Source organism: Roseibium sp. (genome assembly GCF_025698965.1).
Lineage (GTDB): Bacteria > Pseudomonadota > Alphaproteobacteria > Rhizobiales > Stappiaceae > Roseibium.
Window position 1 is genome coordinate 1 of record NZ_JAILWL010000307.1, and the last position, 7,947, is coordinate 7,947.

9 protein-coding genes are annotated in these 7,947 nt (G+C 55.3%); 4 read left to right on the plus strand and 5 right to left on the minus strand.

Going from position 1 to position 7,947, the window contains the following annotated elements:
- Window positions 1–916, minus strand: a 916-nt coding sequence (locus K5905_RS21740) for a permease (protein WP_297587651.1), incomplete at its 3' end; no start/stop codon positions are given.
- Window positions 917–1,003: 87 nt separating this feature from the next.
- Between K5905_RS21740 and K5905_RS21745 the strand changes: the two genes are divergently transcribed.
- Window positions 1,004–1,855, plus strand: a complete 852-nt coding sequence (locus K5905_RS21745) for a LysR substrate-binding domain-containing protein (RefSeq protein ID WP_297587654.1) — start codon at window positions 1,004–1,006, stop codon at window positions 1,853–1,855.
- 84 nt (window positions 1,856–1,939) lie between these two features.
- Here K5905_RS21745 and K5905_RS21750 read toward each other — a convergent pair whose 3' ends face one another.
- Window positions 1,940–2,512: a TetR/AcrR family transcriptional regulator gene (locus K5905_RS21750; RefSeq protein ID WP_297587657.1), complete on the minus strand. Its 573-nt coding sequence runs from the start codon at window positions 2,510–2,512 to the stop codon at window positions 1,940–1,942.
- Window positions 2,513–2,641: 129 nt separating this feature from the next.
- On the opposite strand from K5905_RS21750, the gene K5905_RS21755 reads away from it, so the two are divergent.
- Both K5905_RS21755 and K5905_RS21760 read left to right on the plus strand, forming a co-directional pair.
- Complete coding sequence (locus K5905_RS21755) at window positions 2,642–3,058, plus strand: 4-oxalocrotonate tautomerase (protein WP_297587659.1); 417 nt, start codon at window positions 2,642–2,644, stop codon at window positions 3,056–3,058.
- Window positions 3,059–3,084: 26 nt separating this feature from the next.
- Complete coding sequence (locus K5905_RS21760; RefSeq protein WP_297587661.1) at window positions 3,085–3,561, plus strand: hypothetical protein; 477 nt, start codon at window positions 3,085–3,087, stop codon at window positions 3,559–3,561.
- A gap of 69 nt (window positions 3,562–3,630) precedes the next feature.
- On the opposite strand, the gene K5905_RS21765 is transcribed toward K5905_RS21760, so the two are convergent.
- Window positions 3,631–5,187, minus strand: a complete 1,557-nt coding sequence (locus tag K5905_RS21765) for a 2-isopropylmalate synthase (RefSeq protein WP_297587664.1) — start codon at window positions 5,185–5,187, stop codon at window positions 3,631–3,633.
- Between the two features lie 183 nt (window positions 5,188–5,370).
- On the opposite strand from K5905_RS21765, the gene K5905_RS21770 reads away from it, so the two are divergent.
- Complete coding sequence (locus K5905_RS21770; RefSeq protein ID WP_297587667.1) at window positions 5,371–5,520, plus strand: hypothetical protein; 150 nt, start codon at window positions 5,371–5,373, stop codon at window positions 5,518–5,520.
- Window positions 5,521–5,634: 114 nt separating this feature from the next.
- Here K5905_RS21770 and K5905_RS21775 read toward each other — a convergent pair whose 3' ends face one another.
- Both K5905_RS21775 and K5905_RS21780 read right to left on the minus strand, forming a co-directional pair.
- Entirely contained in the window at window positions 5,635–7,581 is a 1,947-nt protein-coding gene (locus tag K5905_RS21775) for a cellulose binding domain-containing protein (protein ID WP_297587670.1), read from the minus strand.
- A 140-nt stretch (window positions 7,582–7,721) separates the two neighbouring features.
- Window positions 7,722–7,947: hypothetical protein (locus tag K5905_RS21780; protein ID WP_297587673.1), on the minus strand; the 226-nt coding region annotated here is incomplete at its 5' end.

Sequence of the window (7,947 nt, forward strand, 5' to 3'; positions counted from 1 at the left end):
CCCCCCAGATGCTGACCACGCCACCCGAAACGAGAAATGCCATTGCGGCGCCCTTCGACATGCCATGGTCGATCAGTCCTCGTGTGAGGGGCAGGGCAGCGTAACCGTCAATATAGGCCGGTGCGCCCACAAAAACGGCTGCGGGAATCGCCCACCAACTGTTTTCTCCGACATATCCTGTCAGCGATCCCGGTGTCAGGGCTGCATTCAGCACATATTCCGCAGTGAACGCGGGAAACAGGCAGATGAGAATAAGACGGCTTGTGGCCAGAAATTGCCGCCGGAACTGGCGCATACGGTCGAGATCATTCCAGATGTCTGCTCGGAACGTATCGCTGCCACAGCATTTTTTACCGGTTAGGCCCCCCACCAGCCGATTGTCGCGAAGAGCATCGGCTGCCCAGGGGCGACCTGAGAACAGGGCTGTGGTGACACCACCGAAAACGCCCAGACCAAAGGCAGCGATCGTTTTCCCAAAGGCGAAGGAATATCCGAGTGTTGCAGCGGTTGTCGCAAGCATGGCCGGATCCGTAATCGGAGATGACAGCCAGAACGCCATGATGGGAGCCAGTGGTACTCCGGCCGCAAGGAGCCCAGCCATGAGCGGCAGGACGGTGACACCACACACTGGCGTGATTGCACCGATGGCCGATGCCGCGAGCAAGGCGCGGAAAGTCCGACGTTCAAAAATTCGCGCAATGCGGGTGTCGGCACCACTGGCCACGATCCAGGCAGCTAGAAAAATTCCTGGAATCACAAGCGGAGAAACCTCCACCAGTCCCCAAACAGCAAAGGATAATGCTTTAAAAACGTGGTCAGGCCAGATCCAGGTAAGCGCCGTCAGAATCAGTCCAGCGCTGACTGCAATCAATGGCGTTCTTGATGTCCCGGTGTCGGCACCCGTGTGGTCGGTCATTCTCATCTCCTGTCCCGCATTGAAGGGTAGGAGATCCAGTGATATGAATAAAACGGATAGTTTAAATAGCAGCAATCTGAAATTCGAATGGAAAATCTTGACAGCGATCTATTGAGGACCTTTATCGCGGTCGCTGATGCCGGCAGCGTCACAGATGGGGCACAGCGGATTTATCGGTCGCAGTCAGCGGCCAGTATTCAGATCAAGCGATTGGAGGCGGTGCTGGGGCGCAAGGTCTTTGAGCGTCACGGCCGCGGCGTCATGCTGACGGAAACGGGACGGCGCCTGCTACCCGTCGCGAAAAGTGTTACCGAACGGTTGGACAATGCCTTGAGGGAAATCGCGTCCGATGGTTTGAGAGGGAAGCTGCGGCTGGGGTTGCCGGATGACCATGGCCGCGACAGGTTGGCCCGGATCGTTGCCGCATTCACGCAGTCCCATCCTCTGGTCGAACTTGAAGTGACCTGTGCGTTGAGTGCTTCCTTTCCCGATGCACTTGCCAGGAGACAACTCGATCTGGCTGTCTACGAAGTGGCGATGCCTTCAGCGGGTGAAGAGCTGCTTGTTGAAGACCCGACCTGTTGGGCTGCGTCGGCATACCGGGATTTCAACTCCTCGGAACCATTGCCTGTCGCTCTGTTTGACCACGCCTGCTGGTGGCGCGATGCTGCGCTTCGTTCGCTGGAGCAGATGGAGCGAGCGTATCGTGTCGTTTATTCCAGTCAGAGTGTTTCCGGTGTCATTGCTGCGGTCGAAGCCGGTGTCGCCGTCGGCTTGCTTGGCCGATCTTCGTTGAGGGAGGGATTGGTAGTTCTCGACGAAGCGGAAGGGTTTGGACCAGCTCCGGTCTCGAAACTCGTTCTTGGCATATCAGAAGAGGCAGTATCTGAAAGTGTTAACGCAATGGCGGCGGCGATCAGAACAGAATTTCGTCATTGAATCTGCACCGGGCCAATGAGATCGGCGCTGGGTGTGCTGCCTGTTCGGCATCATTGTGCAGATTGTATTTACGTTCACCCGAACTTATGAAATTGCGCCCAAAGCTGCCGGAATGGCTGCCTTGGTGACCTTTTCGGCCAGTTTTTCATCTGACATGGCACGTGCCGTTGTCAGCGCACCTATTAGAATGCTCAAAAAGGCCCAGGCCTTTGTAATCCGCTCTTGGTCACTTGCCCCACTCAAGCCATGGGAGATGAGATTGGCAATTTCACTCATCTTCTGATCATAGAGTGCGCGCGTTTCTTCAGGTGCGCGCACGACATCGGGAGACATGGCGGTCATTGCGCAGCCGCAGGCAAGGTCCTTGCGGTGCGTGGCTCCCAGGTAGTAGTGAGCAAAAGCTTCCGGCCAGTCCTTACCGTGGCGCTTTTGGTAATCGGGAACGGTTTCGAGGACTTCGTTCAATCCAAGCTCGAGAGCGGCATGAAACGCTCCGTCCTTGGACCCCAAATGAGCATAGAAAGCCCCCGAAGTGGCGCCGGCAGCTTTGGCAATCGCATCCACTCCGACACCTGAATAGCCTTGCTTTCTAAAGGCCCGGCTGGAGGCAGATACCAGGGCGTTATGCGTTTCCGCTTTACGAAGCTGTTGTTTCATAATCGTTTTTCTCAACATAGATAACGGTCGTAATATAATTCTTGAAAACATAACGACCGTTACATATGTAGGGTGTGTCATTAAATATAACGAACGTTATATTTTTGAATCAATCTGAGGAAATTCAAAATGCCACTTACACTGAATTACACCGAAGGACTGCTGACGCCTGAAGCCGGGCTCAGGGCCGGGCGCATGATTACGGACGCATTTTTGAAATGGCATGGACTTGCCGGGAATGCCGTGATGACCCCGAACGTCACTATGCAGATCCAGCCACTCCCCAAAAACGGCACTCTTGTCGGAGGAGACCCTGCCGAAGGAGTGTGGCTTGAATGCAAGACACCGTCATTTGCCTTGGTCGATCGTGATATTCAGGTCGGTTTTTTCAAGGAAGCCACCGACATTATCGCTGACGCGGCGATGGGAAAGCTGCCGCGAGAACGCATCTATTCCAACGTCGTTCATACCGTTGACGGCACCTGGAACCTCGATGGTGAAGCCAGAACCAATCAGCAACTCCTTGATCTTGTTGCGCAAGGTTGAGCATTCGTGAATTTGTGGAAGGAATGATGATGAAGATGTTTGTGCGCAAACTGCTACTTGCGACCGGCTTCACTCTTTTGGTGAGCTCAGCTCAGGCTGCCGAATGCCTGGAAGTCGGTGGTGTTGCAATTCCTAATTTCTTTTCGGAAGGCAAGGGGAAACCGGTGATCATTTCCGCGACGCTGATGGGATCGGTGACCAATGCCAGCGGCAAGATCCTGGCGCAGCGGGTAACGGAAACAGGCCTTGAGATGGACATGGAGCACTATTTCGGCCGGGCCGACGGTGGCGCGGTCTATACTAAAGATCTTGGTATCTTGACGGAAATCCCGGGCAAGCCAGGTCGTTACATGATTGAAATCACTTATGATGTTCAGGACGGTCGAGGCAGGGGAACGCTTGAGGACTACAGCGGTTCCTTCAGCAGCTATGGTCTTGTGGATTTGCGCGACCCTGAGGACCTGCAAGGGTTGGTCAGGTATTCCGGTGAACTCTGCAAATAGCCGGTAAAACAGAAAAGGGCCGCAAGATGCGGCCCTTCGCTTTTTCAAATCAGGAGGCGAGGCTTCGGCCTAAACGGCCTGCAGCGCTCCCGGATTGTTGGTCTGCTGACGCAGGGCCAGTTTGTTCATGGCAGACACATATGCGCGTGCCGAAGCAACAAGCGTATCGGTGTCTGCGCCCTTTCCGGTGGCGATGCGACCCTCGGCTTCCAGGCGGACGGAAACCTCAGCCTGTGCGTCCGTGCCTTCGGTCACTGCATGTACCTGATACAGGGAGAGCGTTGCTTCGTGCGGTACGATGGACTTGATCGCATTGAAGGTCGCGTCGACCGGGCCGTCGCCGGTGGCTTCCTTGGTGATGTGCTGGCCGTTGACGTCCATCGTCAGGATCGCCTTCTGCGGACCGCCGGTGCCGGCGATCACGGTCAGGGCGATAACCTTGGTGCTTTCGCCCAGGATGTTGATTTCATCCTCGACCAAAGCCTCGATGTCTTCGTCATAGACATGCTTTTTGCGGTCGGCGAGATCCTTGAAGCGACGGAAAGCGTCCTGCAGGGCGTTGTCGCCCAATTCGAAACCCAGTTCGCGCAACTTGTCACGGAAGGCGTGACGGCCGGAATGCTTGCCCATGACCAGTGAAGTCGCTTTCACGCCGACATCTTCCGGACGCATGATTTCGTAGGTTTCGGCATTCTTCAGCATGCCGTCCTGGTGGATGCCGCTTTCATGAGCGAAAGCGTTCTTACCGACAATCGCCTTGTTGTACTGAACGGCAAAGCCGGACGCGCCCGCCACCATCTTGGAAGCGCGGACCAGGTATTTCGGATCGATCTGGGTTTCGTAGGGCAGGGCATCCCCACGGGTGCGGATTGCCATGACGATTTCTTCCAGAGAAGCGTTGCCCGCGCGTTCACCGAGGCCGTTGACGGCACATTCAATCTGACGGGCTCCGCCCTCAACACCCGCCAGCGAGTTGGCGACCGCCAGGCCGAGATCGTCGTGACAGTGAACGGAGAAGATCGCCTTGTCGCTGTTCGGCACCTTTTCGCGGATCTGCTCGAACATGGACTTGTACTCATCCGGCGTTGCATAACCAACCGTATCTGGCAAGTTGATGGTCGTCGCACCACATCTGATTGCAGCTTCCACGCAGCGGCACAGATATTCGATCGATGTGCGGGTTGCGTCCATTGCCGACCATTCAACATCGTCAATCAGGTTCCGTGAACGGGTCACTGTGTCGGTGATGATATCCAGAACCTGTTCTTCGGTCTTGTTCATCTGGTATTTCAGATGGATCGGAGAGGTGGATACAAAGGTGTGAATGCGACCCTTTTCGGCGTGTTTCACGGCTTCTCCGCACCGGTCAATATCGGCGTGGATAGCACGGGCGAGACCCGCGATGACGGAGTTTCTCGAACGTCTTGCGATTTCGCTGACCGCTTCAAAGTCGCCATTGGAGGCAATCGGGAAACCGGCCTCGATGATATCGACGCCCATGTCGTCGAGGATTTCGGCAATCTGCAGCTTCTCTTCCAAAGTCATTGACGCGCCAGGCGATTGCTCGCCGTCGCGCAAGGTGGTGTCGAAGATGCGGACCTGATCCTTCTCGGGTGCGGTGTTCATGTCGTTTCGTCCCAGGCTTGGATCGGCGTTCTGTGTGAAAGAGTGAATTAACGAGAACGAGGCGCGATCCGATTATCGTGATGCGTTTTTTGAAGTATCTCCCCTAAGTGTCCGTTCCGCTAGTCAAAACGCGGAGCTGCCGACGCTCAGGGGCATCTAAGAAGGAGGAGATCGCCAAGTAGAATGAGACCGCCGCGCTGGGTCAGCGCGGTTTCAGAAACACCAGAATTGTCGCGTGCCGCGATCATGGGTCTGTCTTTGGCCTTTGGTCGTCTTAATCTCGGTTACCCTGCAAGAGTGCCGCAAACGCGTGACCTGAGGGTTAACGGATGAAGTTCTTAAGGCAGGTTTCCGTTTGATGCAATAGCCATTTCGGACACAGTCAAAAATTCCCGAGGACGCCAACGTCAGGGCGCCTCGGGAAAATTGTCCATGTGTCAATGCGAGTTAGGCGGTGTTGCTCGGAAACTGATTCAACACGTTTAGAGCCTGTATGCGGGTTTCCTCGTCGGTTGGTGACCTGCCATTGGATTGCCGGAAAGTGTCGAACCAGGCGGCCATCTGTTGGTTGTAATCTTCCAGAAGCAAGGCAATCGCCGTCGGCCGTCCGTCCGGTCCGATCAGGTAGAGGCCTTCATTTGCAGCGGTGTCGTACATCTGCCAGATCAGAGCAAAGGGCGTTCCCCATTCCACCGCACCTTTGAGAACCTCCAGCGTCAGGTCGTATTGCTGCTCCGGTGTCATGTATTTCAGATAGAAGCCGAACTCACCGATAAAAACACGTTTGTCGAAGGGCAGCCCTTCTTTCTCGGGGAGAAGAGAGGCGATGTAGTCGAGATTTCTGGCCAGGACTTCGCTGAAGTTGCCGATGTTCTCTTCTCGCAAGAGCACGTCATAGGCAGAGTATGACACCAGATCGACATTGGTTCTGGGCAGAACTTCATTGACGACCCGTTCGAAGTTATTGGTGCGCGCATCGTCAACGCGGTTGAGTTCAAGGTAATGGAAGACCGAGACCCCCTCGGCCTGCACGTCCATCTTTGCCTGATCGACAGCGTCCTGCCTCAGGTTGATCCAATCGACGAGGCCGTCGATGCGGGTGTCATTGACATCTTCAATCGTCGGATTCCACTCCAGCAGGTTCCAGTCGGTTTCCCAGTTGCCGATATAGAAGGTCTTGCCGGTGCCTTCGAAAGTTTCAAGAAGGTGTCGGGCCAGATCGTAAGTAACTTTGTACTCCTGTTCATATTCTTCGGGGCTGATGCCCAGATTGTCCGCCCAGGGGCCTGACCGTTCCAACCAGAAGAAATAATGGTCAAAGTCCATTGCAAGGACTTCCTGGAAGGCCTCGTTCTTCGTCAGCAATTCGACCGGTTGCCACTGGTAAAGGCTCGACATGCCGTAGAGTGTCGGGTCGAGCGCGATCTTCAAGATGTTGGACCCGGACTCCCGGATGGCCTTGGCGGTTTCGACAAGACCGTTCTCACCGGTAAACGTGTAACCTGGACCTATAGACTGCGTTCCGATGATCGGGTTCAGCGGCGCCGTGCCGTCCCAGGGTTCGCTCACCGGCGTGTCGCTAGGCGTATCTGGCTCATCTGGCTGGTTCGGGGTCGTTGTTCCCAGAACGTAGACAGTCGGATCGATGGTTACAGTTTCTCCGCTGTCATGAGAGGCGTTTAGACCGATGCTGACTGCCTGGCCTGCTCCAATAACCGTAAAACCGTCATTTGGAACGAATGTCGCCAGGCCGTCGACAACAGCCACGTCGGCATTCCAGACCGCATCAATCGTCACACCGTCCGGCAGAGACCAGAATATCTCGGATAGCGTGATCTCCTCTGTTGTCGGATTGGCCAGAAGAATGTTTGCCGAAAACCCCGTTGCCCAGGTTGAGGCATAGATAACCGAGACTTCCACGTCATGGGATACTGAAGTTTGATTATCCGCCGGCGGAGGAGGGGTGCCGGCATCAGGGGTCGGAGCGGGGGCCGGATCAGGGTCGGGCTCTTCCACACCTGGTATATCGGGCTCCGGCGAGCCGCTGCCGTTTTCTGTCAGTTGGCCAAACTGAAATTGCGGTTCTTCCCAGCCTTCCGGACCGAGCAGAATGTTGAACCCAAAGGCGGATGCTTCGCCTGGCGCAATTTCCTCCTTGAGTACATCAGGCGTTGCGATTGCAATTACGCCTTCATGGTCGATGCTGGCATCCCAGACGTAATTGATTTCGCCCGGAACCTCAAAGGCCAGCGCCCAGTCCTGCAAGGTTTCAGTACCTGTATTTTTTACGATGACCGAGACAGAGGCCCCACCATCCCATTCGCTGAGGACAACCGTATCGATATCCACCGATTGCGGTGCAGCCCAGTCAAACAGATCGAAAATTGCCGCCATTTACATGTCCTTCCTAGTGCCCAAACGGACACATAGGCTGGCTGAAACGGGGCAATTTGGTGGCTTGGCGGATTAAAGATTTGTCATCTGAATGACGAGAACACCGCGCACACTGGAAACTCGCGTGCAGCGATGCCGGGTTATGTCCGGTCGGCTCCCATCTTCTGGCCATCAGGCTGTCCGTAGACCGAAACAAACTCCCTCATTACTTCGTGGAAGCGATCCTGATCGACGATTTCGTCAAAGTTCTCCAGGATGATGGTGAGCAAATAGTTGTTGCCGTAATGCCAGTCCTCGTTAAGGGCACGCAGATTGGCATAGGCCTTCTCGGTCATGGCTGCATTGAACCGCTTCGGCAGTGGAAGG